The organism is Paenibacillus oceani (assembly GCF_014705615.1).
GTDB classification, from domain to species: domain Bacteria; phylum Bacillota; class Bacilli; order Paenibacillales; family NBRC-103111; genus Paenibacillus_AB; species Paenibacillus_AB oceani.
Map to the genome: position 1 here is coordinate 221,056 of NZ_JACXJA010000006.1, position 26,604 is coordinate 247,659.

Annotated in this window: 31 protein-coding genes; 1 reads left to right on the forward strand and 30 read right to left on the reverse strand. The window is 54.0% G+C overall.

Features of this window, described 5'->3' with window-relative positions; all coding sequences use genetic code 11:
• Positions 1 to 28 precede the first annotated feature (28 nt).
• From IDH45_RS06205 to IDH45_RS06215, 3 genes are read right to left on the reverse strand one after another with little or no spacing between them, the layout of a single operon-like run.
• Positions 29 to 964 carry a Gfo/Idh/MocA family oxidoreductase gene (locus IDH45_RS06205; protein ID WP_190925721.1) on the reverse strand — a complete coding sequence of 312 codons (936 nt, stop codon included), beginning with the start codon at positions 962 to 964 and terminating at the stop codon, positions 29 to 31.
• The gene (locus IDH45_RS06210; protein ID WP_190925722.1) at positions 961 to 2,259 is read right to left on the reverse strand and encodes an enolase C-terminal domain-like protein; all 1,299 of its coding nucleotides are present in this window, start codon (positions 2,257 to 2,259) and stop codon (positions 961 to 963) included. The genes IDH45_RS06205 and IDH45_RS06210 overlap by 4 nt, the downstream gene beginning before the upstream one ends.
• Positions 2,256 to 3,275, reverse strand: a complete 1,020-nt coding sequence (locus IDH45_RS06215; RefSeq protein ID WP_190925723.1) for a Gfo/Idh/MocA family protein — start codon at positions 3,273 to 3,275, stop codon at positions 2,256 to 2,258. The genes IDH45_RS06210 and IDH45_RS06215 overlap by 4 nt, the downstream gene beginning before the upstream one ends.
• Before the next feature lie 273 nt (positions 3,276 to 3,548).
• Between IDH45_RS06215 and IDH45_RS06220 the strand changes: the two genes are divergently transcribed.
• Positions 3,549 to 4,961 (forward strand): extracellular solute-binding protein, encoded by a 1,413-nt coding sequence (locus tag IDH45_RS06220; RefSeq protein WP_190925724.1) that lies wholly within the window; start codon positions 3,549 to 3,551, stop codon positions 4,959 to 4,961.
• Positions 4,962 to 5,553: 592 nt separating this feature from the next.
• On the opposite strand, the gene IDH45_RS06225 is transcribed toward IDH45_RS06220, so the two are convergent.
• The 27 genes from IDH45_RS06225 to IDH45_RS06355 all read right to left on the reverse strand — a co-directional run bounded on the left by IDH45_RS06225 (position 5,554) and on the right by IDH45_RS06355 (position 26,592).
• Positions 5,554 to 5,958: a hypothetical protein gene (locus IDH45_RS06225; protein ID WP_190925725.1), complete on the reverse strand. Its 405-nt coding sequence runs from the start codon at positions 5,956 to 5,958 to the stop codon at positions 5,554 to 5,556.
• 112 nt (positions 5,959 to 6,070) lie between these two features.
• The gene (locus tag IDH45_RS06230) at positions 6,071 to 6,841 is read right to left on the reverse strand and encodes a stalk domain-containing protein (RefSeq protein ID WP_190925726.1); all 771 of its coding nucleotides are present in this window, start codon (positions 6,839 to 6,841) and stop codon (positions 6,071 to 6,073) included.
• Between the two features lie 121 nt (positions 6,842 to 6,962).
• Positions 6,963 to 8,354, reverse strand: coding sequence for a phosphodiester glycosidase family protein (locus IDH45_RS06235; RefSeq protein WP_190925727.1), 1,392 nt, complete (start codon positions 8,352 to 8,354; stop codon positions 6,963 to 6,965).
• Positions 8,344 to 8,748 (reverse strand): phage holin family protein, encoded by a 405-nt coding sequence (locus IDH45_RS06240; protein ID WP_190925728.1) that lies wholly within the window; start codon positions 8,746 to 8,748, stop codon positions 8,344 to 8,346. Before IDH45_RS06240 ends, IDH45_RS06235 begins: the two co-directional genes overlap by 11 nt.
• Positions 8,749 to 8,817: 69 nt before the next feature.
• The gene (locus IDH45_RS06245; protein ID WP_190925730.1) at positions 8,818 to 9,189 is read right to left on the reverse strand and encodes a hypothetical protein; all 372 of its coding nucleotides are present in this window, start codon (positions 9,187 to 9,189) and stop codon (positions 8,818 to 8,820) included.
• 16 nt (positions 9,190 to 9,205) lie between these two features.
• Positions 9,206 to 10,291, reverse strand: a complete 1,086-nt coding sequence (locus IDH45_RS06250) for a pyocin knob domain-containing protein (RefSeq protein WP_190925731.1) — start codon at positions 10,289 to 10,291, stop codon at positions 9,206 to 9,208.
• Positions 10,291 to 10,704 carry a hypothetical protein gene (locus IDH45_RS06255; protein ID WP_190925732.1) on the reverse strand — a complete coding sequence of 138 codons (414 nt, stop codon included), beginning with the start codon at positions 10,702 to 10,704 and terminating at the stop codon, positions 10,291 to 10,293. The genes IDH45_RS06250 and IDH45_RS06255 overlap by 1 nt, the downstream gene beginning before the upstream one ends.
• Before the next feature lies 1 nt (position 10,705).
• Positions 10,706 to 12,262, reverse strand: a complete 1,557-nt coding sequence (locus IDH45_RS06260) for a hypothetical protein (protein ID WP_190925733.1) — start codon at positions 12,260 to 12,262, stop codon at positions 10,706 to 10,708.
• A 3-nt stretch (positions 12,263 to 12,265) separates the two neighbouring features.
• The gene (locus IDH45_RS06265) at positions 12,266 to 12,616 is read right to left on the reverse strand and encodes a DUF6711 family protein (RefSeq protein ID WP_317891154.1); all 351 of its coding nucleotides are present in this window, start codon (positions 12,614 to 12,616) and stop codon (positions 12,266 to 12,268) included.
• Positions 12,617 to 12,629: 13 nt separating this feature from the next.
• Entirely contained in the window at positions 12,630 to 15,323 is a 2,694-nt protein-coding gene (locus tag IDH45_RS06270; protein WP_190925734.1) for a phage tail protein, read from the reverse strand.
• A complete protein-coding gene (locus IDH45_RS06275) occupies positions 15,250 to 15,684 on the reverse strand; it encodes a hypothetical protein (RefSeq protein WP_190925735.1) in 435 nt (144 codons plus the stop codon). The genes IDH45_RS06270 and IDH45_RS06275 overlap by 74 nt, the downstream gene beginning before the upstream one ends.
• A gap of 14 nt (positions 15,685 to 15,698) precedes the next feature.
• On the reverse strand, positions 15,699 to 16,043 hold the full coding sequence (locus IDH45_RS06280) for a DUF6096 family protein (RefSeq protein WP_190925736.1): 345 nt from the start codon (positions 16,041 to 16,043) through the stop codon (positions 15,699 to 15,701).
• Positions 16,044 to 16,092: 49 nt separating this feature from the next.
• Positions 16,093 to 16,515, reverse strand: a complete 423-nt coding sequence (locus IDH45_RS06285) for a phage tail tube protein (RefSeq protein ID WP_190925737.1) — start codon at positions 16,513 to 16,515, stop codon at positions 16,093 to 16,095.
• Between the two features lie 17 nt (positions 16,516 to 16,532).
• Positions 16,533 to 16,886: a hypothetical protein gene (locus IDH45_RS06290; RefSeq protein ID WP_190925738.1), complete on the reverse strand. Its 354-nt coding sequence runs from the start codon at positions 16,884 to 16,886 to the stop codon at positions 16,533 to 16,535.
• Positions 16,886 to 17,323: an HK97-gp10 family putative phage morphogenesis protein gene (locus IDH45_RS06295; protein WP_190925739.1), complete on the reverse strand. Its 438-nt coding sequence runs from the start codon at positions 17,321 to 17,323 to the stop codon at positions 16,886 to 16,888. The genes IDH45_RS06290 and IDH45_RS06295 overlap by 1 nt, the downstream gene beginning before the upstream one ends.
• Positions 17,320 to 17,640, reverse strand: a complete 321-nt coding sequence (locus IDH45_RS06300) for a hypothetical protein (RefSeq protein WP_190925740.1) — start codon at positions 17,638 to 17,640, stop codon at positions 17,320 to 17,322. The genes IDH45_RS06295 and IDH45_RS06300 overlap by 4 nt, the downstream gene beginning before the upstream one ends.
• Complete coding sequence (locus IDH45_RS06305) at positions 17,621 to 17,938, reverse strand: phage head-tail connector protein (RefSeq protein ID WP_190925742.1); 318 nt, start codon at positions 17,936 to 17,938, stop codon at positions 17,621 to 17,623. The genes IDH45_RS06300 and IDH45_RS06305 overlap by 20 nt, the downstream gene beginning before the upstream one ends.
• A gap of 27 nt (positions 17,939 to 17,965) precedes the next feature.
• On the reverse strand, positions 17,966 to 18,220 hold the full coding sequence (locus IDH45_RS06310; protein WP_190925744.1) for a hypothetical protein: 255 nt from the start codon (positions 18,218 to 18,220) through the stop codon (positions 17,966 to 17,968).
• On the reverse strand, positions 18,217 to 19,134 hold the full coding sequence (locus tag IDH45_RS06315; protein WP_190925746.1) for a hypothetical protein: 918 nt from the start codon (positions 19,132 to 19,134) through the stop codon (positions 18,217 to 18,219). Before IDH45_RS06315 ends, IDH45_RS06310 begins: the two co-directional genes overlap by 4 nt.
• A 14-nt stretch (positions 19,135 to 19,148) precedes the next feature.
• Entirely contained in the window at positions 19,149 to 19,778 is a 630-nt protein-coding gene (locus tag IDH45_RS06320; protein WP_190925748.1) for a DUF4355 domain-containing protein, read from the reverse strand.
• A 115-nt stretch (positions 19,779 to 19,893) separates the two neighbouring features.
• On the reverse strand, positions 19,894 to 21,381 hold the full coding sequence (locus IDH45_RS06325) for a polysaccharide deacetylase family protein (protein ID WP_190925751.1): 1,488 nt from the start codon (positions 21,379 to 21,381) through the stop codon (positions 19,894 to 19,896).
• Positions 21,382 to 21,388: 7 nt separating this feature from the next.
• Positions 21,389 to 21,736, reverse strand: coding sequence for a hypothetical protein (locus tag IDH45_RS06330; protein WP_190925752.1), 348 nt, complete (start codon positions 21,734 to 21,736; stop codon positions 21,389 to 21,391).
• A gap of 53 nt (positions 21,737 to 21,789) precedes the next feature.
• Positions 21,790 to 21,942 carry a hypothetical protein gene (locus tag IDH45_RS06335; protein ID WP_190925754.1) on the reverse strand — a complete coding sequence of 51 codons (153 nt, stop codon included), beginning with the start codon at positions 21,940 to 21,942 and terminating at the stop codon, positions 21,790 to 21,792.
• Positions 21,918 to 23,324 carry a minor capsid protein gene (locus tag IDH45_RS06340; RefSeq protein WP_190925756.1) on the reverse strand — a complete coding sequence of 469 codons (1,407 nt, stop codon included), beginning with the start codon at positions 23,322 to 23,324 and terminating at the stop codon, positions 21,918 to 21,920. The genes IDH45_RS06335 and IDH45_RS06340 overlap by 25 nt, the downstream gene beginning before the upstream one ends.
• Before the next feature lie 181 nt (positions 23,325 to 23,505).
• Positions 23,506 to 24,885 carry a phage portal protein gene (locus tag IDH45_RS06345; protein ID WP_190925758.1) on the reverse strand — a complete coding sequence of 460 codons (1,380 nt, stop codon included), beginning with the start codon at positions 24,883 to 24,885 and terminating at the stop codon, positions 23,506 to 23,508.
• 4 nt (positions 24,886 to 24,889) lie between these two features.
• Positions 24,890 to 26,152 (reverse strand): PBSX family phage terminase large subunit, encoded by a 1,263-nt coding sequence (locus IDH45_RS06350; RefSeq protein WP_190925760.1) that lies wholly within the window; start codon positions 26,150 to 26,152, stop codon positions 24,890 to 24,892.
• On the reverse strand, positions 26,149 to 26,592 hold the full coding sequence (locus tag IDH45_RS06355; protein WP_190925762.1) for a terminase small subunit: 444 nt from the start codon (positions 26,590 to 26,592) through the stop codon (positions 26,149 to 26,151). The genes IDH45_RS06350 and IDH45_RS06355 overlap by 4 nt, the downstream gene beginning before the upstream one ends.
• Between the last annotated feature and the right edge of the window lie 12 nt (positions 26,593 to 26,604).

Here is a 26,604-nt window from a genome sequence, read left to right on the forward strand (position 1 = left end):
CCTTCAATTTCCAGATCTGCAACGTCCATTACTTCGCTGAAGGGTACTTTAATTCCTTGTACGATTTTGCAAAAACTGCCCCGTCATATCCCGCGTAGCTCTCCGGAATTTCGTTCAAGGCGATCGTAGCGCCTCCCTGCTCGAACGACAGCTTGGCTGCAATCGCGGCCAGCTCCACTTCCACCAGCTGTTCGATGGCGATATCGGCCGGAGCGGAACCCGCCAAATAAGGCAGCACCGTTTCCAATAAAGACTGGTACAGATTGCCGTTGTTCACCTTGATGTAATCCACCCGTTTCTGGGTGACGACATTCGCGTAAAACGGCAAGTAACCCGAAGTTTTGCCTACGCTGACGACTCCCCGGCGTCCGTCCTCCCACATCAGCTCGTACTGGCGCTGGCTTTCAGCCGAACCGCCGATATACCGGACCTGGCGCACGCCCGGTCCCATCAGCCCGTGCAGCATCGAATACGCATGGATGCCGTAGTTGAATTCGTCGACGGCACAGCCGGCGAGCGCATATACCCACTCCTCGGCAGGGACGTCTTGCGTACGCCACTCCCGCACTTCGTTACAGCTCCGCAGCGAAGAGCCGCCGGTGATGCGTGCGCCGTCTTTTACCCACTGGACGATCTGGTTCAGGTCGCGTACGTTGCCGGCGATCGGCTTATCGAGGAACACCGCTTTACCGGCTTCCACGAACGGCCGCGCGCGTTCGATATGAATATCCCAGTCGCAGCTGTGAATCAGCGCTATGTCCACCCGGTCGACCATATCGGCTACCGATTCGCACACTGTGGCGATCCCTTGATCCTGAGCGAACTTGGCCGCATACCCTTCCGGGTTGATGATGCCTCCGTCATAGACGGCCGCAACTTCGTGTCCGAGCTTGCGCAGAATCGGGACAAAGCTGCCCGGATGGGACGTATCCAGATCGACGAGTCCGATTTTCAGTACAGTCATTGCTCTGCTCCTCCTTGAAATAACGCTTCATAATGCGCCCCGATATCGAGCGCTCCACCCGCCGTCTCGTAGAAGTCCGGTGCGAGCCGGTACATGCCTCTCTGCGCCTCGATCCACCCGGCCCCCGCACGCGGATGCCAGCTTAACATCCGCTCCCAGTCGCGATAATTTTGGTGACCGTTCGTCTCGATGACGCCGACCTTCAGCTCGGGCAGCGGAGCGAGCCGGGCCGCCAGATTTTTGTTCCAATCGGCCAGGAACGGGTTCGCGGTCAAATCCGCGCAAAAGCACGGCACGTTGCGCTCCCGCGCCAGCTTCGCCACCTTGAGGCTCATGCTCATCGTTTTGGCGACCGGCTTCAAAGCCAGCGCGCCGTATCCGAGGCCGATCCGCTCCAGCGCGTCGTGCTCGTCATGAACGCTTTCGTCCGCCGCCAGCCGGACCGGCAGATCGGAGACGTCTTCCTTGTTCTCCTCCGCGAACGGCTCTTCGAAGAGAACGATCTGCTCCAGCGCACCGATTCGCGAAGCGTGATCAAGCAGCCTCTTCAGCCGCTCTTTGCCGTCGTACCGGCCGTTGGCGTCCAAATAATAAGCGATTTTGCCATTGCGGGTATACTCGGTTCCGTAGGCCGAGGCCAGCTTATGAATCGCCGTCAGCCTGTTGCAGTCCCACTCGAGCATCTTATCCTGGCAGCCGTCCTGATCCGGATCGGCCCCAACCTTGATTTTGAGCAGAAAGTATCCTTCGTCCAGCACCTGCTTAATCCCGCTATCCGACATCCCGTAGGGGATGAGCGGTATACTTGCGAGATTGTCCTGCGGCTCGGCGAGGGCAGAGCGGTATTCTTCCGGCACCAGTTCCCCGAAACGGCTGCTCTTCCCTCTGCTGTACACCCCCCAGGCGGCCTGATCGACCGTAACCAGCGCGTTCAAGGCGAATGTGCTTCTCAGATCGCTCAATCCGATCGAGCTTCTCCCGTATTCGTACACGTCCGGGAGCAATTGGTCCAGCAGTTCGAACGGAGTGTCGTAGGACACTCCAGCCAGCTTGGAGAGAGCGTGGCGGGTCATGTCCGCCATCATCTTATTCCCCGCCGCCTCACCGTACTGGACGAATACCCGGGCATCCGACCAGAGCACGCTTTGAACGCCCGCGCCGATCCCCGCTTCGCCGTTGTCGCCCGCAAGCAGCGTTACCGACTGCCACAGCTCCGACAAATACGCTCCTTTAAAACCGAACGGTGACAGCAGCGGCTCTTTCTGAACCGCATGCTTCGTCTGAACGATTTTCATGCCGGCAGCACCTTCCCGCCATCCTTCGAAATCGCCCGCTCGACAACCTCCTTGATCGGCTCCGGCTTGCCGCTGCCCAGCGACTCGAACGCCTGAAGAATCATCAGCGTGGCGTACAAACCGTCCACGTGGTCGATCGGCGCCGGCGTTCCGTCCTGCAGACAGCGGAGAAACGCTTTGTTCTCCTCCATAAATCCGGACTCCGTCCCCTGGAACACCTGCGTTTCCTTGCCGGCTTCCGTATACGTAAGCGTAGTCAGGCGATCGCTGATCGTAATCGATTTGCCTTCGGCGAACAGCTGCATGAAAAACTTGCTCGTCAGCGGCGGGCAGGCGCTGTCCCCCTGCACCAGACAACCGGCAGCGCCATTGTCGAAGCGGAAGACAGCTGTCATGTTATCGACGACGCCGCTCTTCTGATAATAGTTCGCTCCAGCGGCATACACCTCAACCGGCTCGCCGCCCGCGACGAAGCGCAGGATATCGGCGGAGTGGCAGCCTTGGCTGAGCACGTTACCGCCGCCCTTCACCGGATCATTCGCCCAGATCCCGTCTCCCCAGCGGTTGTCCATCATTTGCATCGTCACCATGACCGGCTGCGGGATCAGCTCTTTCGCTTTCCAGAGCAGCTCGTAATATCTCATCTTAAACGCCGTAAACAGCGTCTTGCCGCTGCGCGTCACCGCTTCGCCGATCCGCAGGCAATCTTCCATCGTCATCGCCAGCGGCTTCTCTACAAGCACGTGCTTGCCGGCATTCAGCGCACGGATGCAGTATTCGGCATGGGTATCGTGCTGGGTCGTAACGTAGACGGCGTCCAGCTCCGGATCGTTAAAAAATGTCTCCGTGTCGCTCGTAGCGAATTTGCCCCCGAATTGCTCCAGCATCGCCTTGGCGCTTTCCTCATAGACGTCGCAGTACCCCGTCAGCTCCATTCCTTCCAGTTCCGCAATGCATTTGGCATGAGTTTTCCCCAGATTTCCGCAGCCGATGATACCGACTTTAACCGTTTTCATCCGTTTTTTCTCCCCTCGATTGCCGATTCGCCCGCGACATACCTCAAACTGATGTACATCTTATTCGAAACCGACTGTATTTTGTTAAAACTGATGTACAACTTGATGTATATTTTTCGCTTTTATCATAACTACGAGCTTTGAATGTGTCAATTGTTATTTTCCAGTGCCTATTCGCCTTCATTTCTACCCCATATACAGCAGTCTGCTGTACTTTTTGATTTACTTCCGGTATGATGGATTTGAAATTGTCTACGGAAAGGTTTTGAGCTGATGAACGATTCCGACAAGCCAAGCCGCAAAACGTTCGGCACCCGTCTGAAATCCATGATCGACAGCCTGCGTTCGGAGATTGGGAGAGGCGCGTACGGCCCCGGGGACTACCTTCCTTCGGAAAAAGCGCTGACCGAGAAATACGGGTTAAGCAACAAATCGGTCCGCAAAGGGCTTGACACCCTTGTGGAGGAAGGTCTTATCGTCAAGCTCGACCGGATCGGGAGCAAAGTTACGGAGAAGGTCCCTGCCGGCGCCGCCACACTGACCCTCGGCTATCACAGTTCCATCGAACGGGATATTGGCCTGGCCGCTCTGCTGGACGATTTCCGCTCGCTCCATCCGTCCATCAGCGTCAAGACGCTGCCCATCAAGTCAAGCCCCGACTATATGGATACGTTGAAGGAATATGTCGACAACGGAATGTTCGATGTATTTACGATTAATAATCTCGATTTTCAAAATATGATCGACCGGAACTGGCTCCAGGAACAACTGCTGGAACGGCTGCCCGCCGACGAATCGCTGTACCCGTTTGCGCAGGAAGCGTTCACTTATAACGGGGAACTTTACGTGCGTCCCGTCATTTTCTCGCCGATCATCCTTGCGTACAACCGGGCCCATTTCCGGGAATCGCAAGTGTCCGAACCGGACGGCGGCTGGACGTGGGCGGAAGCGATCCGGCGCGCGGCGGAGCTGACCGTGCCCGGAGTTCGCCACGGGCTGTACTTTTATTTGCTGTCGGACAACCGATGGCCGGCCTTTTTGCTGCAAAGCGGCATGAAGTTCGGGCAAGGGGAGAGCGGCGAAGCTTCGGACAACTTGGAAGGAACGGCGATGCTGGACTGCATTCGTTTGTGCAAAACGATCATCTCCGACCGCTCGATATTCCCGAGCTATCTGTCCGAGAACAGCGACGACGTCAATGAGCTGTTTCAGCAAGGCAAAGTATCGATGATCATGACGAACTATATGACGATTAACGAGTTCAGAAATACGAATCTCGATTACGATATCTCGCCGCTGCCCTACTCGTACGAGCAGCGCTCGCTCGTCAACGTCATCGGCGTCGCCGTATCCAAGCATTCCAGACATGTCGAAGCCGCTCGGCAGCTCGCCGATTATTTCGCCTCGCCGCGGGCCCAACGCCTCATCCGGGCCGGGACGCTCAGCTTGCCGGTGAGGAAAGAGGCGGCTGAAGCTCCGCTGCAATCCGGCGAAGGGATGAACCGGCCCTCGCGTTATTTTCTGTTCCGCGAGATTATGGCGTCGTACCGGCTCCACAGCGGACTGAATTTGTCTTACACCGCCTTTACCGCCCTGCGCCAGCTGCTCAAAAAGTATTGGTCCGGGCTGATCGGCGAGGACGAGCTGTGCCGCCGCATTCGCGAAGAGGTTACCGGGCCGCGGTAAAGACTGGCTGTGGTTAAATCGGTATTACTGCGGATTGGGGAGAGGCCACGGGCAACTTTCTCACGGCGGGGTTAACACGGAGTCTTGCCGACAGCGTGTTAGGCTGCTTGGCGGATTGGGCGGTACAACGCCAAAAGGGGCTGCCCCGTCATTTTTTGGTGTTCCGCCCGGCCCGGCCAGAAATTGCACCACAAAAAGACGCTTCCCTCACCACCTCTACAGTGGTTCGGGAAGCGTCTTTTGCACATAACTGTGGGACCGGCTAACACGCCGACGCCCTTTTGGGACAGTTCCACAGCCTCTTACTCTGAGATATGACTAATCGGAAGAACGGAAATTAGTTCGTCTGGCGGTACAGCAAATTCGACATATTGTAGTTCGACTCAAATTGCTTTTAGGTTGCCCGTCCCTGCCCTTCTATGCCCGTTCGCCCCTTTCCCGTCAAGGCATCTCGGCGTTTTCCATTGCCCGTCTTTGCCCTTCTTAAAACAGGCCAAAACAGGCCAGAATTTCCCCCATTGTGGGCAATTTGTGGGCAAACGTAGGAAGCCCCCACCGGCATTAAGCTGGTAGGGGCTTCGTTTCTTCGAGCCTATATTAAAGAATTTTTTATCAGCTCCGCCTCGTACACGCCCAGATAATGATTCATTAAGATTTCCACCTCAGCGGCCAGAGTTTTCCATAGCATCGCGAACTTCCCCGTATACCCCCGGCATAAGTATTCATGGATCAGCTCGTCCTTCGTCCGGGTCCCGTCATGCACCTTGATCCCGGCCTTAACGAGCTCGCGTTTTACCTTGGTGATGTCCTTCGTGATTTTATCCAGGACCTGCCCATACATGGCTAAATACGGTTTGAACGTTTTAAACAAATGCTCTTGTTCGACTTTCTTCATGTCACGGCTAAACACATTTAAGACAAGCGGCAGGATGATGAAATTTTTGATCAACTGAATCTCCCGTTCGGACGGCAGCTGCGCTTGGAGCATCTTTGCCACTGGGTTTGCACCTCCATAATAAGAACATGTGTTCTCATTATATCCGAGATGAGATATACGGGCAAATAAAAAAAAAAATCCCCGCCGGCCGAAGCCAGCGGGGACGTCCTTATCATTTTGTCGAAAACCAGGCACCGCCGCTGCCGTCATACTCTCGACCAAACGTGATAACTGGTTTCAGATCATCTGTTTTAACTTGGTACACGGCCCACCCGGTATGCGAGGCGCCTTCATAAAGGCTTGTGCGAATGTCCGGATCGATGACCACACCAATTAGAGTGTCATAATCCTTACCTTCGCCAGAAACCAGCGTAAAGTTAACCCGCGAGATATCTACCTTTGCGCCTTCCTTGCCGACAGAGTCCATCTTCACGCTTATTTTGGCTAAGAGATATTCGTAACCGTCTTTCGGCTTGCTGTTAAATGGATTCGCTGCCGATACTTTTTTCCACGCGTCATCTCCGCGTAAAGTCTCGTCTACGGAGATCGCCGCCTTGTAATTATCGATAAACCCGTCAGCGGTAACGTTTACTTTAGTCCCAATCTTAGCGGGATTACTCCGCGAGGACTGTCCCGATGCCGGCGCGGCAGGCTGCCCCTCACCAAGCACTACCGTCTGTGTTTCAGCATTCCAACCGACCTTCAGGCCAACGGCTTCCCCAACGGCACGAACCGGGAGATATGTACTGCCGTTATATGTAATCGGGTGCAGCACATTCCCGTCTTCGTCCTTCGGGGTCCACACGTTCCCTTGCAATTCAATGGATACGCCTTTGTTCAAATACGCTTTAATTTCCTCCAGGGCCGTGTCCGCGACAGCTCCAATCGACATAGAGACGGCAGCAACGGCCGTAATGAGACCAACCTTCAAGGATTTCTTCAAAATTCGTCATCTCCTTTGGGAAATTGTTCCTACTCCATTCTAGCATCTATTTACGTTTCAGCAATCCCAAAGTTCCAGAAACGAAAAAATCCCCCGCCAGCCGAAGCCAGCGGGGATTCACCTATCTCATCATTTTACGCAATACCGCCCCAAGCTCTGCCCAAGTCGGCGTGGTGTCCGGGTCGCGGACGGCATCAGTCAGCCCTTGAGCATTCAGCCATTCGACAGACTCCTGCTTCCAGTCCTTCGACTGCTCGACCGGCTGCAGGAAGATCAGCAGCGCATGATGGACAGCCCGCTCATTTGCTCCGACATTTTCGTCCTGGTTAATCCCACCGGACCGGTCCGCGATCACAGAGCTGCCGCCGCCGTCGCCATTAATCGCCCATACCGCTCCTTTGTCCAGCATGTAAAGCGCCATCTCCTCAAGGGTCAGCCCCTGATCGGATCGAGTACGGCCATCGGAGACCGCAAGCAGCAGGTTCCCTTCGGCGTCGATCCCGGCAAACGTCCGCTGACAGCGCACCAGGTTTCCGTTTGCGTCCCGGCCGATATCTGTCGCCGTCTCCTCTACCTCCCTGTAATAGTCCCAGGCTGCCCGGCCGTTGCTGACCAATAACGGCGATCCCGAGAAAGCACAGTCGCTATCATGGACGGCCGATCCCGGCAGGCGGATTTCCGCGCAGCCATCTTTAAATGCGAGGAAATGCCACTTGTGAGTCTTGCCCCACGCACCGTTGACGTATTTGGTACCGTCCCATACTGTGCCGACCGGGAGCTTGGCCGACGGATCGAAGTAAGGGAAATTGATTCCGAAATCGGCGTCATGCTCCTTGACCAGCTCGGATACCTTTGCGTCTGGTCGGGCGACAAGCTTAAATTTGGCTTTGCCGCGCTCAATCTTAAGCAGCCGGACATCGGTTCCCGGCTTATTGTAATTGAAGGGCAGATACTCCAACATGCCGTCCCGGGCGATGATCCGCTCTTTGATAACGGTTGGTCTATTCACTGGTACATACACCTCTTTGGATTTGATCGCCTTTTCTACCGCCTGCCGGAAGTCCTCCCACGCTCCCGGATCGTCTACGTAATGGGCCGGACAGTGCTTCCCGGTTACATCGTAATGCCGGATCACATCCCGCAAGGGGTTCAGCTCGTACCGCCTGCATAGCTCCGCAACGATCGCCACGGTGCGCCGGACCGTCTCAGGATGAAACGATCCGTCTTTTTCGATGCACATTTCTACGCCGATACTGTATGGATTTGCTTGACTGGCATGATACGCAAGCTCGGCCAGCGGAATAATGAGCACGGCGTCGCCCGGATCGACGAAATAATGAGCCGATGCGTAGCGTTCCTTGGATGCGGGGAGCGTCTTACCGAAATAGCGAACATGATTCGCCGCCGACGCTCCAGGGTTGCCGGTATAATGTATGACGATATTACGAACAAGCCGGAGAGGAGTCCCCGGCCTTGTGATTGGATTGATTGGAATCAGTTCTTCACGCCACATCGTCTTTACCGCCTTTTCCGCGAAGAACTTCGACCGCTTTTTTGATCACCGGCGGGATCGGCACCCCGAGCCGCCCCGTATTCTCGATCAGGGATAGAAGCTCTCCGGCGAGATAAAAGAAGATGGCCGCGTCCCGGATCAAATGGGCATCCCCGATGGTTGTGTCAAGCAGATGTGCGACGGCAACGATTGCGAGTGTCCCGATTTTGCGAGTAACCCCGACCCATAGTTCCCAGCTTGTCGCCCTTCCTTCCTTACCGGCCAGAGTCAAACCGCTTGCAAAATCGATCACCATAAATACAACCAGAACGGTCATTAGCTGCGACCACCCTCCAAATAAGAATGACGTGGCAGCTCCCCCGCCTGCAATAATGCTCTTCACAATCGTGTCCATGCCTGTCCCCTCTCTGCCCGTTTGCGGGCAATAGAATAGCCCCGATTGCTCGGGGCGCGGTACTCGTTATTATTCAGCTTCCGTAACAGTTACTTTAAGCGTCTGCATCGTACCAATTATCGTAAAGGTAACCTCGCCCGGCTCCGTCGGTGTAAAATCCAGCGTAGCTTTGCCTTCTACCGGCGTGAGCGCATGAGCTGCCGTACCGTCGAATACGTTGATTACGTCCGCGCGGGCCGTGTCGGTTACATAATCAGCCGTACTTTGATCAAACTTTTGCCATTCTACCTCGATATCAACCGGGACACCTACGGTTGCCGCGTTCGGCCCGGTAGAGGTGAAGGCGACTTGTTTTTCGCCGCCAATCGCAGACTGAGCGAATACCTCCATTTTGTAAACGACACCACTGTCAATGTAAAAGAATTTGTTTACTGCGGACATAGAGAGCAATCCTCCTTTAATATGCTTGTCTGTAATCCAAAGTGTACGATGAGGTGTTACCGGGTTTGTCGAAGTGAGCTTCGAGCAAGAAACGCTGGTTAAAATAAATCGGCGCAGGCACGGGTTGAGTAGTACCTCCGACTGGATTGTATAGATAGGTGAAAATCATTCCCGGGTGCGTCGTCACAAACTGGGAAGGCGTTGAAACAACTTTACCATCCATCGTAATGCGGTACGTTGCAGTATAATAAGTGCTTGGATCTTGATCGTCAGCACTACTTGATTTAAAATCCAAGAATTCGACGCGTCCTCTCATGTTTAGATCGATCAGCGTCGTCCACGTATTTTGAGGGACCGCAGTACTGGCTGATGCTAGCCGACGCGACTCCGATAACGGACCTCCTCCTCCCACTGGTATCCACTCCCCTCCTATTAATACTTCTAAGACTCCGTTGTTAATGCGGAGCATTCCGGTGTGCCATACTATATTGTTTTGCACACGAAACTCCGCACTAGTCGCATTGAGGACGTCGGAACCGTGGTACTTGCTTATCCATCGTGCCTCCAGACCATCCCCCGGATTAAACATAATGGCCCCACCAGCAGCCAGCGTAAGGTTACCGTTTATTGTCTGTCCTCCTGCGGAGGTGATGAGCTCGACCCATGCCGACCACGCGCCAGCGCCGCCGACATTAGGCGGATTGCCGGTCCGGACCCACATCCGCGGAGCCGTTGCAGCGAACACGAGTTGCGAAATCGTATCCGTTCCGGGTTTATGGGTTACGACCATCGTGCCCCAATCCGATCCTGGTGGAGCGTTATAGTTACCTTCCTGTATGCGGTAAAATCCTGATTTTGTTACGATGTTAAAATCCGTGCCTGCCGGTAATAAGTCCTCTGCAATCCTATTCGCATGGTCCCATGCCGCCGCTATGCCTTGTTCAATATGATTCATATTTCCTGCGTTAACTGGAGTACCGCCTTCGTAGACAGTCCCCGGAGCCGGAATAAGCGTAACCGTTCCGTCGCCGTTATCCTGTATCGTGTAGGTTCTCGGCTTTTCGACCGCTCGGTCTTTCCAAGTTATTGGGGTGTAAGCCATTAGTAAATATCACCGTCCTCACCACAAGAAAATGTGCCGCAGTATTTGAAGCTGTCTATCGACTTAAGAAGCAAGTCATAGATGATCAGCAGGTTATTCTCCAGCCGCCGCGCGTCTCGCCATGAAAACGCCTGACCAGAAGCCCAGTTTGTTTTTGGATTCTCCCATCCTGTCGGCCTATAGAAATTATCTGCTAGGATATTGAGGTTCCCCTCGATCCGGTTCATGGAGTCAAAAAACTCAAACCGACTTGTATTTCGGTTGGTTACCACGACCACGGTTACCGGCTGACCGCCGCCGTATGTCGTCATCGTAGCGGCTACGTGGGCGGTGTTGCTTTCTACCCGGTCCAGGTCGCCGAAGTTGTAAAAATCATCGAACTTCCAGTCCGTTTTGGGTGTCTGCCAAGCCACTCTACACCGCCCCTTTCGACTTCGTTTTTCCTGACAAATACCCGGCGTACTCGTATTCCTGACCTACAATCCGGCTTGTTTTATTCGCTCCGTATGTGTCCTCGATGGTAACGATGTCCGCGCACTCCAGCGCCGGATTTTGCCGCCAGTTGACCTCGTAGAGCGCCCGATTATTGGATTCAGCCATAACCCAAGCGGCGACGTCTTCCGCGTGTTGCAGGCTGTTGATCAACGTATTTTCCACCTTAAGCGTAGCGCCGCCGTCTGTCAGCCCGGTAAGGACATGTGTGCCGGTTACCGTCTCCCCGGAGTAATAAGCCACCTCCACGCGGGTAACGAGTTTATCAAGCCGAATCTGCGGCTCCCGGTATACGTTGTCAAAGTCGATTGTATCGACCGGGCTTCCCGATGGTAACCGGATGATGCACAAAAAGTCCTCGCGGTCCACGAACATAGCACATTGCCCGGCGATCGCGATATTTTGCATCAACTGCCGGTAGGTCTGCTTTTTATAAACGCCTTGGGTCGTGATCGACGTCAAAGCCGGATCGAGACGATAGTTTGTAATTCCTGCTGCGCTGATGATCGATAAAGCCAAGGCGTGCAACGTCGTGCTTCCCGGCGTCAGGTTCTCGACCTCCACGGACGGAATGAAGTCGATCCGGTTTCGGGCCGTGAACGTCGTTGTCAGGCTGCCCTCGTCGCTCTGCCAATCGGTCAAGAAGTAATACCCGGCCCCGACATACTCGAACACTCCCGGACTGATCTCGACGCCGAACTGGACAGTCGCCGCCTGCCGTTGTTGCAGGAACTTGTACGATCCGTCCGGATTAAGAATGTTGAACTCCCGGCTGCTGTTATCGACCGTAAACTTAAGCTCGTTGGCCGGGACTGTATCGCTTGTTGGGCTGATCTCCTCGATCAGGTTAAGTTTGATGAGCTGGTCGTCGCCGTACTCCCGGACCACTCCAAACGATACTTCCGTCACCTTGGCCCTGCGGTTCGGCTTGCACCACTTTTTCAGCGTAACGACGATCCTTCGATACTCAAAAAGCTGCTCACGGTCGATCACATAGCGGCTCATTGTATTGCCGGTTACTGGGATGCTTTTAATGATTGCTCCAGCTCCGTCGTATACGACGATGTCGAAGTCTACGGCGTATTCGTTGGCGGGCATATCAAAGGTGATTGTTATCCCTATGCTGCTATGCGGCGCGGTGAAGGTAAACTCCATCACCTGATGTGGGCTGAATACCCCGTCCGCGCCACTCATTGCAGCCGAATACCAACCGACCTCAAACCCCGGCTCTGTGACCTTCGGAGGCAGGACAAAGGAACCGTCAAGCTTCCAATAATCCTCTTCGAAGGTCGCATAAGCCGGGCGGTCCAGCCGCTGGTTCGTTAGCTGCTCCTTGCGGCTGATCTCGGCCTCGCTGGTTACGAGCTCCGTTGCGTCGTCGGCTGCGGTTACGTCTGATATGTCAAAGGTGACGCTGGCCGCCGTGCGTCTCACAGGAGCGTATACGGCGGCTTGGAATTCTGGGCTTACGTTTTCCATACGTCACCTCTCGATAATATTGAATTTCACATCTTTGTAGCGGAGTACACCGTTAATGTAATCCATAATCGGCATGCTCCTGCCGCCTTTATAGAACAAGGCAGTCCGTAGGGCATTGGTTACCGGGTCGGTATACGTCACGTTGAAAAATTGCGGCTTTATCGCGGTTAATAATTGTTGCAAATGTTCTGCATCGAGATACGACCAAGAGAGCTCAAGTTTTGCTTTTGTGGCAATAATCTCCCCGATCATCGTCCCCCGTGCGTTCCGTTCCCACTTCCCGATATCCTCCTCACCGGGAACCATCGAGGAAGGGGTCGGCATCTCAACGCCGTTGATTATTAAAAGTGACACTCGAATCCCCTCCTCAGATTTGGACAATGGCCGCAGACCCGCGCCGTTGCTGCTCTCGTTGATGGTAAGGGTACGTAACCCGCGCTATTGTAGTTCCGTCAACGTTAATAACGATGTCACCAGAACCATTACCTGATTCTTGTTGCTGTGAACCGAATCCTGACATTTGCGCGGCTGTCATGAAGGCATTTCCGACAGCGCTGGCTATCATGGCCTTTAAATCGCTGAGCGGCGAAACCACTTCGCGTCCTCCGGGGTTGTCTCCAATCCACGAGAGCATTGGACCGTTCGTTATACCGCCTTTGGCGAGCTTTGGAATCTCCGGAAGTTTCGGGACGCCAATTGTAAAGCCCCCGAACGAACCGAGCGGACCCATATCAATCTTAGGTACATCAAGCTTGATATTGTTCCAGAATCGGATAAACACGTTGATCAGATCAATCATTATGTTCAAGGCGCCTTTAAGGACTCCAACAATGACATCCCATATACCGCCGAATATATCCTTAATTCCTTCCCAGGCTTTTTTCCAGTCTAACGTGAAAACGCCCACGAGAAAGTCGACTATGCCGCCAAGGATTTTAATCAACCCTTTAATAACGTCAGCGATTGCGCCGATAACACTTCCGACCACGTCTAGTATGAAGTGGAAAACTTCGGTAAACGTTGGGCCGAGTTTGTCGACTAGCCACCCGATAATCGGGAGAATAAACTCGTTGAAAATTTCCAGCGCCCCGTTAACCAGTCTTAAGATGAAATCGCCGATCTGCGCGACCAAGTCTTTCAGATGTTTGTCCCACAACCAAGACAGCATTTCTAAAAATGGCCGGATTATGGGCTCTAAAATGTCGTCCCACAGCTTTTGGAAAAGGTCCAGCACACCTTGTACGGTAGCAGATAGATTTTTGAGCAGGTTACTGCCGTGCCGGTCCCAAAGCTCAGAAACAATCTTTAACGTATCCGTCACGATATCCTTAATCAGATCAAAGACAGGCTTGATAATCGTGCTGTAAATATTGTTAACCATGTTGCCTGCCCAGCGGAAAGTATTAACGAATTCAGTAATCGCCCAAACGCCGACATCAGCAAATACGGGGACGAGTGACCTTGCCATCTGATCCGATATGTCAACGATGAAATCGTTCAACTGACGCGAAAACGGCTGGATCGACCCCTTAAGCAGATCATCTACGGATCTCCCTATCTTAGGGAAGGCTTCAACGAAAGCCGTTTTTAGCTTATCGAGATTAGGCAGCCACGTCCCTGTCCAAAGGTCCGATAAAGCTTGCGTTTGGTTTTTGAATACCCGCGCAAATTCTTGTACCGACCAGATCGCTTGACCAGTAAAAATCGGGACAAAGGAATTAAGAAACGATCCGGCGATCGCGGGAACGAATTCCGAGAGAATGTAATTCGCTGCTGGTTTTAGAAAGTTATCATTCAGCGTTCGCGCGGAATCACCGATCTCCATGAAGGACTGTTTGATAGGCTCTTTTGCATCCAGAATCGGTTGCAGATAAGGAGAAATGGTTTGTCCAATACTGGCTATTTCGTTCAGAAGCCCTTGGAATGCTGCTCTGACCTTGTTAGCCATCTCCTCCGCTTTGGAAGACACGTTGTCGATCGCATCGGCTGTACCGCCCAATACCGAAGCGTCCAAGCCCTCAAAACCTAATGCTGGTGCCGATCCTTCCCCGGCCTCTCCCCCAGCGCCGGCCAGTTCGTTCACCTCGTCAAACCCGGCAACGGCACCTTTTGCTTGCTTCCCGGCCTTCTCGTAGGCATCCCCCAGCCCGCCAACCGATGCGGCCTGTGCGTCGGTCGCCTTGTTCTGCTGCGTCTGACCGCCGCCGAACAGCGCCTGGGAGAACGCCGCAATATAACGCATAGCCGTCGCCAGGGCAGCTGCCATCCGGGTCAACGCCGGCAACACAAGATTGTAGATCGGAAGGAACGCCTGACCGAGTGCAAGCTTTGCATCCTTGAGTTGGGCGATAAACATCGCTTGACTCGTGGCCGTGTTCTGCGCGAGCTCGTTACCGTACTTCTTGGCCGCTTGCTCCAGGATGCCGTAATAAAGGATGGTTTGTTGCGTCTGGAAGCTAAGCTGCTGCCAGCTCTTGCCGTTGGCAAACTGCTGAAAGGCTTTGGTCGACTCCAGCATGGCGACGTTGACGTTAATGCCCAAGTCCTCGATCGCGTCCGTCTCGCCTAAAAGACCGGACCGGATCCGCTCCATAACATCTTCAAGCGCGCGCCCTGTCGCGGAGGCGACAACGGTCGACGCTTTAAGCAAATCCTGTGTCCGCCGGGTCGTCTCCTCCGTGGTCTTCGAAAAGCCACTGATCAGGTTGGCGTAGGTCGCGCCGTAGCGGACCGCCTCGGATCGGGCCAAGCCGAACGCGGAGGCTTGCGTATTGGACCACTCGACAAACGTCTTTGCATGCTCACCCATCATCCGGTTGATCTGCTGTAGCGAGGATTCGTAAAGCATGGCGTCCTTTTTTGCACTTCGGAACACGGCGCCGATTCCGAGGGTCGCGATCGTTGCCGCCAGCCCTTTAAACGCGGAAGACATCGAGCTGGTGATTTTCCCCACTTCCCGTGATGTCTCGCCCATTCGCTGTTTGACCTTATTCAGCTCTTTCCGCAGCCCCTCCGTCTTGGCCGTGATCAGGATCTGCAGCTCCTCGATGGTCATTGCCACGCTTCATCTCACCTCGCTTTCGCCGCTCTGCTGCGTATGCCTCGATGCGGGCTTTCATCAACTGCCAGTTTTGCTGCCTTGGCTTCGACTCCTCCGGGAAGATACCTGGGAACGCCTCGTGAATCGTCGGCTGCTTGGCATTGCTCCCGAATACACGCGCAACCATCACAGATGTAAGGTCCGCTTGCCGATAGGCGATGACAGCCCGTATGCGCGTTTCTGCTTCAAGTTTGTCGGCTTCGAATTTCATTCGTTTCTCGTAAGCGCGGATTGCGGCCATGATCTCGCCATACGTCATATCCCAATAAGCAACGGGATCAGCGCCGCATTCGCAGGCGATAGGGTACAGCTTTTCAAACAATTCCTTAACCGTGGTTATAGGCTCGCCATCTCCGCCGCCTTGCTCTTCGGAAAAAAACCGCTGACCTCAAAAACCTCCGTAATAACGGGGATCAAGTCGGTATAATCCTTGCCGGAATCGACATATTCGTCGTATTGCTCCATCACCTTCTGCAGCGTCATGCCGTGGTGAAACTTCTGCATCGCCGCATGCAAGGTCAGTAAAACACTCGTCTGAGGCGGCATTTGTCCGGACTCAACAGCCATCAGCATATTGAGTGGATTTTGACCACCAAGCCGTTTTTCTAGCTCCATCGTCGTCTGCGCCGTCAGCCGCAACTTATATTCGTTGCCACCCATTTCAAAAGACACGTATCTCATAAGCTTCCTCCTTCGAATAAAAAGCGCCCACAAAGGAGCGCTCTTATCGTTACGGTGCTGGATTGGTTGTCGTAATTTCCGATTGCAGGAACATCGTCGCCGTAAAGGTAAGGGCCGCGTTAACCGCGCCGCTGTCAATCTTTACGTTGACATAGGCGGAAAACTCATGCGCCGTGCCATCCGGATACTCGAGTTTGAAGTCCGCCGCGGTATTGCCGTCTTGCAGCCCTTTCAACACCCGGTAATTGGACGTCGTTGTAGCATTATCGTAAAGAAACTTAAAGGCCAGATCGCCAAGATCACGAACGCCGGGTATATATTTGCGCACGCTGTCTTTCAGCGTCGTGACGTCCACTTGTTCCGGATCGCCGCCGAGCTCGGGCACTTCCATAAGCAGATCGATCTCCGTAAACGTCGATCCACCGCTGGCTTTATAGGAAAGCGTGGTATCTTTCGTCAAAATACCTGCCATATTCTGATCATCCTCCTTTATTGAGTAACGCGCCCGGTCCGCGTATCGACTACGCCCCGGTAACGCATGGTCTTACGTTTTAATCCGGACGGGTCCGGGATGTCGGCGGCCATCTGCCGGCGGAATCCGATGCCGTTCATGGCGTCGTCTACGGCCGCTGCAAGAGGTCCGGTTGATCGCTTATGCCAAACATCGATTTGGATTGCGATGTCCGAGAGAGGCTCGTTTGCGATTGTCAGCGGGTCACTATTCCCCAGTTCATAGAACGTAATCCGCGGTGTGTCTGCCGGCCCTTTAGGAAAGGCGTCCGTCACTGTTACGCCGGGAATCGATTCCAGCAGGGCATTGATCTCAGGCTTTACGTCATACATCACGAACCACCCAGCTTTCGGATATCCTTCCGGAGCTGACTTGCTACGATCTTCGGAACGATCTCCTTGTTCTGCTCAGCTGCAGGATATAGGTACGGCTGCGCCGGCATCCCTGCCCAATCCTGCCGATAGCTAAGCTTCTCCGGGGACTTCGGCGGGGATGGGGACTCTTCGCCGCGCTGCCCGGTCCCAAACTCCACATAGGCCGCATACTCGACATTGGTCGCCACCTTACCGACCAACTCGCCGCCTTGCTCCTCGACCGTCGCCTCAATGCTATTCCGCAGCCGGCCGCCGTCGACGTTTGCCACAGGAGCCAGCATTTTGGCGTCGCCCTGCACCTGCTTGGTCGCCTGGAGCATTCCGATCCTTAACGATTTCCGGCTGTCTCCGCCCAAACGATCCAGTTTACGCATTAAGCTGCTGAGATTGATCATGGTCGGATCGCCTCCAAATCAATAACGGTATGGGCGCTCCAAGGCCGTATGGCGACGACCCGATAGTCCGGATCGGTCGTGAACAGACAAGCTCCGGCGCCCTCAGAAATAGCCGGCTTACCCTCGACATACATCACCTGCATATAGGCCAGCCTCTCGCCATACATTTCTGCCATCATTCGGCCACCAGCAGGCTGCACGTTCCCGTAAACCGTAATCGGGTCGCCCCAGTCCTCGTAGGTCGTAGCGTCGGGCTCCTTGACCGTGATGCGGGCGCGAAATACGACAGGACGCTTGTCACGTTGTCGGAGCCGCATAGCGCACCACCTTTAGGAGCCGGTATTGAGAGATACTGCTTTGGATCGAAGCAGGCAGCTCCTCGAAGGATCGGCTCGTGCCGCCTTCCGAGTGTGCAGTCTGGCCCTCGACCCCCTGCATGTTGTAGCGGATAACGGCAATCTGCCGCTGTGTCGACTCCAGAGCGGCGGGAAGCGTGCTCCGGTTCGTCCAGGTAAGCAAATCGGCAGAGACGTCATCGAGCAGCAGCTGCAGCTCGCCGTCTTGGTTCCCGTCCTTGATTCCGAGCATGATTTTCAACTTTTCGAGCTGCGTCAACGTTATCACCCCATAGTAAAAGGGCGACTATTCGCCGCCCTTTTGAAGCTCTAGTTCCTTTTCTGCAATTGCTTCGAGAAGCTTCTTCTCGCCCATTTGGGAAGCACGAGGAATCCCAAGCTGGGCAGCTCGTTCGCGAAGCTCAAGCATTTCTTCGCTAACCTGCTGATCTTTTTTCGGTTCCTGCTCCTCGACCAGCTCGAAGCCCTGACGGATCAGGGCTTCCGCCCTGAACTCCGACTCGACCTTTTTTACGACATTAAGCCGTTTCAATGTAATCACGAGCTCACCGCCGTTTGGATCGTCGCCAGCTTGTTGTCCGGGATGATCAAGTCATGGTATTTCCGGAAGTCAATCTTCCAAGCGTCGGCTTTCTGGTTCGTGTTCGGGTCGAAGATCCGGATTTTATCAGTTTTGCTGATTCCGATCGGTGCATTTCTTGCCGAAACGATCCAGTGAATGCTTTTTGCACCAGCCGCAGGAACAAACCCGCCTGCTTCCTGCCCCGTCGTCTTGCCGTCGTTGAAAACGTAGGCCGTTTTCATACGATTGGACATAACAGGAATAAGTGGGATACCTTCGATGGCCTTAACCGTAAGGTTAATACCGCCTTGCGAGAATTGCGCCACATCGATCTTCTTCTGGATCGAGCTGTTGTTCGTCAGTGTTTCATAAGCGGTATAAGCCATCGTAATAACGAGTTGCGCCAAGTCCACGCCTCGGTCAGCGAGTTTAAAGATATGCGAGTACAGCTTTTTGACGATATCCGCCTCGGCCAGCGTATACGTTTCGCTATTGCCTGCAGTGGTAGCCAAAGCTCCGATGCGGCTATAGCGATAGGCGTCGATTTCCGGGATGACCTGGAGCCGTTGGAATTCGCTCATGACATTCGCAGCGCTCGCACCGAAGTTAGTCTCATCGACGTCCATCGAATCAAGCTGGAAAGTCCGGCCGCGGTCCTGTGTCAGTTTGTGCGTCTCGTACTCATACGTCACAGAGCCTTGGGCAAATCCATCGTCACGGTCGTAATCTCCCAGTCCCTGAGTGGCGATCTTAGGGATTTTGATCTCATCCCCGCCGTTATATTTCACCTGGCCGGCATTGCTCTCCATCCATCCCGAAGTCGCTTGTTGCGCGACTTGCTTGTCCAATTCGGTTTGGAACAGTTTTGCATATTCTAATGTGTTAATTGCCATTACCAATCATCTCCTTATCCGCGTTTAGCGAAAATTTTAGAAATTTCATCGAATGCGGCGTTCCCTTTCCCGCCGCCGCCCTTCGGCGGATCGCCTTTCAGCCGCTCGTTCACGGCAGCCTCGACCGCGTCGCGGAACACCTTTTCCACGGACTCGATCGACTTGCTGGTGCTGTCGGCATCCGTGTACACGAGGATGTCGGCGAGCTGCTTCGGCAGCCCCTTCTCGGCCAGCGTCTCGAGTGCGGTCGCCCGGAGCTCCCGGCGATTAATCTCGCCTTCGCGCTCTGTGAGCTTCGTTTCTCGCTGCTGGCGCTCATAATCGGCCTTCTGCTCGGCGTTCATCTTGGCCAGCTTCTCGGCCTCCGTCTTGGCTTCCGTGAGCTTGGTTTCGAAGTCCTTTTCCCATTTGGTGCGCTCTCGCGCGATCGTCTTATTCACGACCTTATCGAGGTCCGCCTGAGTAAAGGTCTTCTCCCCTTCGCCTTGGCCCTGACCGCTGTCTTTCCCTTCGCCTTCCCCGCCAGATCCGCCAGATCCGCCGGCCCCTCCATCGCCAGAACCACCACTTGCGCCCTCGCCCGCGCCGCCATCAGCAGCAAATAATTGCAAATTCAAAGGTAACCAGAATCTATGCTTTTCCATCGTCGTATCCTCCCGTTTTGCGCCCGTCGGCTATGCTCGCGTTTAGCAGTTTATGGCGTCATGCTCGCGTTTTGGACATAAGAAAACCCCGATCGGCTCGGGGCAGTATCCTTTATTAAGTTGAGACATAGCTCAGCTTTTGCCAAGAACTCCATGTCGTGCCGTTTGTAGCAACCCTACGCCATACCTCGTTCGTCGCATAACGGTGATATTCTTGGTAGACGAAACCGAAGTCTGTCGGAGAGCTGTTTGCAAGTCCTGTTGTGTCGATAATAAACAGCCCCGTAGCCGCTGCTGGCATTCCTGTGGAGTTTGCGGAATTAACGCAGCATTGGATGCGGAAACCCACCGGAAGTTCGTTAGGAAGCGTTGCCGCCGTGTACGTATTTATCCTCGCATTGATCGTTACAGACGGGTCCCAACGGGTCCACGGGTGCCACAGGTTTTCGCCATCTTTAGCCGATCGGATAAACCGTGTACTGCTGACCGTTCCGTACGGCTTAAACTCCTGCCAGTAGTACCCAATGTCCCATGTTGCACCAATGGGCTGTATGGCATAGGTTGTCAGTACGCCTGCCTTATACCCACCCGGCAACATCGGCCAGCCGGTCTGCGTCGAATCCACATTGCATAGCGTGATCGTTTGGTTTTCAAAGTCCATGGGCAACATTGTCGACTTGATTTCGTTCTTTTTAATTTTGGTAATAAGCTGATAGTTACTGCTAATCTTACCATCCATCGACATTGCGAAATGCGGATCGTAACCGCGCTCGTAATTGTTCGAGTACAGGCCGCTTTCCATGACGTTATCCATCCGGTCCAAACCTTCGTTAAACGTGACAATGTCCGCGACCGTCTTCGCGTAGTTAATGACGTCGGTCAGAAGTTGCGACGCGCCCCACTCCGCTATTTCCCAACCGTGCGTGAACAGGACGAGCCAGCCGCCCTCCGCCACTACCTTGTCGATCCACCACTTGTAACGCTCAAAGCTGTTCAACGGGAAGCCCGCAGCCGCATCAATCGTCGTCAGATTCGAGAACCATAGCGATTTAAGCTCAAACGTAGGGATCGGCGTTTTGTTGATCGTCAGTTTTGCGTCGGTATTAGATACTCGTACGGCCCGATGGTACTTTTGCGCGATCAGCTTTTCGCGGTCGCCGTAGTGACCATACGGGATACAGAGCGTCCGGCCACCGAAACCATTCGCCTCGATCCATTCGGCCGCCTTGCGGATTTCCTCCTCAGACTCCGCGTCCGTCAGCGTGATCAGGTCCGCGTGCGACCACGTATGCGACGTGATTTCCCAGCCCTCCGCCTGCATCGTCTGGAGGTCGGCCAGCGTCAAATGGTTCCCGGCTTGGACCCGTGTAGGTATGACCGCGTTGACCATGCCGATACCAGTAGCGCGGGTAATCGGCAGCAAATGAGTCTTATCGGTAATAGCGCCGTCGTCTGTGCCAAACGTGACCATGGCGCGCGGTATTCGCGTTGTGCTACGCCCGCGTGCGTTCATTCCCCTATTTTTGAACTCGTTAAATTTCTCTCGGATTTCTTTGTTATCGATGACGACCAGCGGTCTAAAACTCGATCCTTGAAAACTCATGACCGGATCACGACTCCCCTTCGTATACGGTAATAACGAACGACGTCGAACCGCTTACTTGAATAACGTTCAATGGCGTTCCCCTGACTCTCGCCATAAATGGCGGACTTCCTGCCGGTACATTTAGACCCATTCCGTTAATTCGGAAAACGCCGTCGTTCGTGGGGTCCGTGTTATAAATCTCGATTGGTGTCGTCGCTGGTTGTGACAATGTAATATTTCCGCCAACCAAATCCGCATGGGTTCGCTGCTCCAAGATATACAATTCGGAAGCGCCGCCGATGCTGCCGCCTGTCATCTTAATCGGCAACGGATCAGCGTCACTCACAACCTTGTTATTTGCGTATATGTTCACGTCGGTTCACCCCCTGAAAATAAAAAACCACCGATCCATGGAATCAGTGGTTATCATTGCGTATTTTTGTCGCTCTTTTCTTTTGTATCGAGCTCCTCGTCCGGCAGATCGTCGAACGACTGATCCGGCCTAAGTCCAAGCATTTCCTTCAAAGCCTTCACCGCGTCTTCGTTCGGTCCGTCTAATCTCGTTCTGATTTTATCCACTCGACCATCCCTCCGTTCCACTCTTCAAGGCAAGCTTTGACAACTCTATCATATTCGGCGTCAGATCCTTGCTTAACGGCTTTTTTGATCCGCCGAGCAAGAGATCTCGACATTTCCTGTTTATCAAAGCCTTCCAATTTTGTTATTACTTCTACGTTACCATTGTTCTTTACGATCGACAAGGTCTTAATGTTATCGCCCATAAAAAACATAAGGTCCGTCATCGAATAGCTCTTATTCTTAGGATGATTGTGCATGATAAACAAGTCAGTTCCCGAGTACAACGCGTCCAGCGATGCCTTTGATGTAAAATCAAGCTTATCGCTTTGGCCGGTTTCAGCTGCACGTTTCGCTAGCTTACGGTCGAAAATAAAGGCGCATTCGTTGCCGCCGTTCTCATCGCGGGCATACCGTAGCAACTCTTTATGCTGTTCTTGGATGATGGCACTTTGGTTGTCATCCAATCCATGCAATTTAGCGTAAGGCACACCGTTAATAGCTTCATCGGTAATGGCCGTTAGTTTGCCTTTGGACGGTTCTTGCAAGCGCTGGGTTTCTGTACGCCATTGCTCGTAGCTCATATTCGCCGGGACAAGCATGGTCTTTCCCGTCTCCGGGTCCCGGGCACGCCGCTGGGCACCCTGGACTGTTTCGTCCCCGATGACCGCGACAGTTGTCGATCGGCAGAACGGATGCAACGGCGGCATATTCTTGCCTGGGACTGCTTCGGACACCAGATAGTCCTTCAGATCATGGGAGCGGCATTGTGACGATGTGCGATTGTCCAGCGTCGCTACAAAACGATACCGGTCGATCTCCGCCTCTTCGTAGCTCTCCAGCTCAGCTGCATTCGCCATATACGTCGTTTCCGTCCGGACAAGCCGGTTCGACGCATGCCTGCCGACCTCGGTTCGCTCCAGCAGCTCCTCGACCATCTTGCGGACGCCCGTACCGGACATAAAACCACCAGTCAGCACTTCGTTCAGCAGACGAGCCAGTGCGTCGGTGTTGTCCCATATGCGGCTGCTGTAGTGCTCTCCACTCCAAGGGCGCTTGAGGATCGTCTCGATCACCCTGGCCGGCATAGCCGCGAAATTGAAGCCGACGCCGATCCCTTTCTGCAGATCAAACATCGTCCGGTAATACGCCTGGTTAATGATCCGCACGTAACCGACTGTACTGGCCGTAATTTCGGCGTCGGCGATCATCTTCGACTGCAGGTACACTTGCTCCTTAAGCGCCTGTAGCCGGGTAATACGGGCCCGATACGCCGGAGCGTTCATCCGGTTAAGCATCCAGCGCCGAATCCGTTCGTTCTTCACCCTCGGATACATTCTCTTCGCAAAACTCAGGAGCGGATTCGGAATTTGCTGGTTCAGCACTTTGCGAGCCTGCGCCGGGTCCATCTGGCCGTTCTTACCGAACGTGTGAAATATCTTCTCGATCTCGGTCTGTATGTCCCGAATTGCCTTATCGTATGCCTGATTGATCGTCCGAACAGTGGAGTCGGCGGCCCGATGGTACTCGGCCATGCGCTGCATGGAGCGCCGTTCCCAATACGCATTACTCCGCATCGACTGTCACGTCCTGATTGATCGGCATGCCGAACGCCTTCTGCTGGCGTTTCATATCGACGTCTTTCTCGGCGTTCAGGCGCTCCATCTCTTTGGCTGGGTCATCTACGAACGAGAGCTGAGTGATCAGCGTTTCGGTGCTTACGGAGCCGGAAAGCGTACTGATCATCTGCGCTGTCTCCAGGTCGTTCGCCGGTAGGTTCCGCGTCATCGTGATCGTCACGTCGGACACGTCGACGGCTCTCCCTTTGACTCGTAAGACGTTGGCAAAGAGTTTCAGGCGTTCACGGAGCCCCTGAACGAAATAGCGCTCTTTGTTCTTCGCGAGTTGTTCAAGTCCAAGCAGCTTATACTTCATCGCCACGCCGGACGCGTTAGCGGCAAAGTTCTCGTCCGTCAGGTTCGGCACCATAGCAAACTGATGAATGTCCTCCCGGATCGCGTTCCGCAGTACCTCGACGTCGGCTTCGTTCAGATTCTTGATCAACCAACTGGCGTCCCCATCTGCCGGAAGCTCCAGCACTTTGTATTTCTTGAGCATCCGGATCGTCCGGCCGGCCTCCTCTTCGTCATCACCGATTGATATGCCGCCTTTTAACATCAGGATTGCGTCGACAAGCTGCTCCTTGTCGTTCAAGCGGTCCGACATCAGCAGATTGTAGGCGTCGATGAGGCTGATCTGCTGCTCGAAATCGCCCTGCTGCTCTTCGTTGTTCCAAAATTCCACGACCGGCACGCCATCGAAATAGTGCGGAATGCGGTCCGCCACATCGTACCCTTGGCCGTTCAAGTCCTTCACGTTGTACTTGATCACGTATTTTTCCGTGTAGACGTTCACGCTGTACCCGATAACCGCGTTCGACAGATCGCGTTTAGGGTAGTAGTGAACGCCGAACAGGGACTTATACTCGACCGTATCGTCGACGACCAGGAAGATTTGTCGCGGGTCGATCGCCGTCGCCTTGGGGATCGGGCTATCGTTTGACGTCGTAAAATATAGTTCCCGGCCAACACCAAAGATGGAAAGGTCCTTCGCCAGCTCGGCATCGTGGGAAACGATGTCGCCTTGCTTGTACACCTCCAGGATCTCGTCGACCTGCTTACCGTCGTACTTGACAGGATCGCCGGCCACATACCCGACCGCGATGTCGGTAATGTACTTCGCGTGGTTGGCGATGAGCTTGTTATTCGGCAGCCCCGTGTCACTTCCCATGCTGCGGGAAAGGATCGCATGCTTGCCCATGTAATAGTTCTCCAGCAGATCCAGACGCGGAATACTTTTCTGGTGCTCCTGGATGCAGCTCTTGATCAAGTCGATCGGTATATCGTTCCAATCCTTGATCAGATCCCGGTCCCGTATGATTGCCACTGTCTTATCTCACCCCCAGTTTTGCCTTGTTGCCGACCTTAAGCCTTGCATTCCGCATATCGTCCTCGAGCGCGTATCGTACGGCGTCAATGCTGTGATTGTCCTTATCCGGGTAACCATCTTTAAAGTTTCCGTTTGCATCGCGCTCCAGCTCGTAGCCGTAAAACTCGCGTTTTGTATTCGGGCATCGGACCGGGTCGATTATGATTTCCTCCAAATCCTCCAAGAACTTCACGCCATGCTCCACGCTGTCTGGTCCCTTCTTGGCCGGTACGATGTTCAGCCCGAGCTCGCGGAACTCGTTTATCGTCCGTGGCTCTGCGCTGTCGCCCGTAACAGGCCGATTACCGGTGTTCTCCTTCTTGATCTCCATAACAGCCGACCGGTTGCTCATGCGGAGCTTGTGTAACTCATGAAAGATGAACAAGCGCTGCCGCGTCTTGTCGTAATGCATAACAGCGTAGTGCAGCGGATCCTTCGCATATCCGAAGTCCACACCGCGTTTGATCCGGTCGAACACCTTAATCTCATCGTCTGTAATTTCACGGAACGTAAGGTTCAGGAACACTTCACCGCCGGTTCCAGTGACTTCGCCCAGGTATTCATGTTTATAGGCATCAAGGTTCTTTTTCTTAAGCTCCATGGCCTCAATAAAAAACTGCTCCCCAAGCCACTCACGGGGAACAGTCTCATACGTGCTATGGTGAACGAGCCGATCAGCTCGCTGCTCGGTTACTTCTGCGTTAACCCAATTACGCTGTGATTTCGGCGGGTTGAAGCAGTAGAATACAACGAATTTGGGTCCACCGCGAAGAAAGGTCTGGTTAATCGTTCGAATATCGCCTGGCTCGAACTCGTCAACTTCTTCGTACAGAACGTACTTGATATATCCGCGCCGGAGCTTGCTGGATTTAACCTTCTTCGGTTTGTCAGCGCCTCGGAAAATGATTTTCTGCCCCGTTGGCAGATACGTCAGGCCCATCGGGCTTACGCTATCATGCCAAAGGTGCGAGACTCCCAGGACGTCAATTGCCCAAAGCAACTGCTCATAAACGCTCTCCCGCAGGTTCTCTTTGACCTTCCGCAGAGCTACAGCATTTGCATTCGGGTCCTTCATCATGCCGAGGATAATCTCTATCGCCACAAAGGACGACTTGGTCGAGCCTCGGCCACCTTTTAACCAGTAATGCGTAAAACGCTCCTCTTTGAGGGCGTGATGGATCTCGTAGAAGCTCGGCGCAATTAGGTTCGTAAGCGGAACCCTCATGAACTATTGCCTTTCGGCACATCGTCCACGATCTGCACGGCGCCCTGGACGTCGACCTGCTGCTTATCGATCCACATGCCGTATCGCTTGCCAAGCAGTTCCGCCGCTTTGATGCGATCCTTACCGTCAAGCTCTTTCTTGACGAGCTGCTGTTCACCCATACCGAGTCCAAGGGGAAACTGCTCCTTCACCTTGCCCCGGAGCACACTTGACAGAAACTCTAGTATCTCGTCCTGTTTGGCTATTCGGTCAGCGTCTTTCTCGGCAATGCGGGCGTCGATGTAAGATTTTACGTTAGCGTTCGTTAGCAGCCTTGAAGCATTTACCTTTGCCACATCACGACTCTTTACGCTGTATCCTGCTCGGAGGTAAGCCTCCGTTCCGTCTCCCAGCTCAATAAAAAAATCCGCAAACCGTTTTTGCTTTTCGGTCAACTTCACGGCGGCCACCTC

Coding starts and splice junctions, on each gene's coding strand:
- IDH45_RS06220 (WP_190925724.1), top strand. CDS start 3,549: ATGAACGATTCCGACAAGCCAAGCCGCAAAACGTTCGGCACCCGTCTG.
- IDH45_RS06250 (WP_190925731.1), bottom strand. CDS start 10,291: ATGGCTTACACCCCAATAACTTGGAAAGACCGAGCGGTCGAAAAGCCG.
- IDH45_RS06280 (WP_190925736.1), bottom strand. CDS start 16,043: ATGAGATACGTGTCTTTTGAAATGGGTGGCAACGAATATAAGTTGCGG.
- IDH45_RS06325 (WP_190925751.1), bottom strand. CDS start 21,381: ATGAGTTTTCAAGGATCGAGTTTTAGACCGCTGGTCGTCATCGATAAC.
- IDH45_RS06300 (WP_190925740.1), bottom strand. CDS start 17,640: ATGCGGCTCCGACAACGTGACAAGCGTCCTGTCGTATTTCGCGCCCGC.
- IDH45_RS06320 (WP_190925748.1), bottom strand. CDS start 19,778: ATGGAAAAGCATAGATTCTGGTTACCTTTGAATTTGCAATTATTTGCT.
- IDH45_RS06295 (WP_190925739.1), bottom strand. CDS start 17,323: ATGATCAATCTCAGCAGCTTAATGCGTAAACTGGATCGTTTGGGCGGA.
- IDH45_RS06350 (WP_190925760.1), bottom strand. CDS start 26,152: ATGAGGGTTCCGCTTACGAACCTAATTGCGCCGAGCTTCTACGAGATC.
- IDH45_RS06315 (WP_190925746.1), bottom strand. CDS start 19,134: ATGGCAATTAACACATTAGAATATGCAAAACTGTTCCAAACCGAATTG.
- IDH45_RS06245 (WP_190925730.1), bottom strand. CDS start 9,189: ATGTCCGCAGTAAACAAATTCTTTTACATTGACAGTGGTGTCGTTTAC.
- IDH45_RS06260 (WP_190925733.1), bottom strand. CDS start 12,262: ATGGAAAACGTAAGCCCAGAATTCCAAGCCGCCGTATACGCTCCTGTG.
- IDH45_RS06215 (WP_190925723.1), bottom strand. CDS start 3,275: ATGAAAACGGTTAAAGTCGGTATCATCGGCTGCGGAAATCTGGGGAAA.
- IDH45_RS06235 (WP_190925727.1), bottom strand. CDS start 8,354: ATGTGGCGTGAAGAACTGATTCCAATCAATCCAATCACAAGGCCGGGG.
- IDH45_RS06290 (WP_190925738.1), bottom strand. CDS start 16,886: ATGTATGACGTAAAGCCTGAGATCAATGCCCTGCTGGAATCGATTCCC.
- IDH45_RS06205 (WP_190925721.1), bottom strand. CDS start 964: ATGACTGTACTGAAAATCGGACTCGTCGATCTGGATACGTCCCATCCG.
- IDH45_RS06240 (WP_190925728.1), bottom strand. CDS start 8,748: ATGGACACGATTGTGAAGAGCATTATTGCAGGCGGGGGAGCTGCCACG.
- IDH45_RS06285 (WP_190925737.1), bottom strand. CDS start 16,515: ATGGCAGGTATTTTGACGAAAGATACCACGCTTTCCTATAAAGCCAGC.
- IDH45_RS06210 (WP_190925722.1), bottom strand. CDS start 2,259: ATGAAAATCGTTCAGACGAAGCATGCGGTTCAGAAAGAGCCGCTGCTG.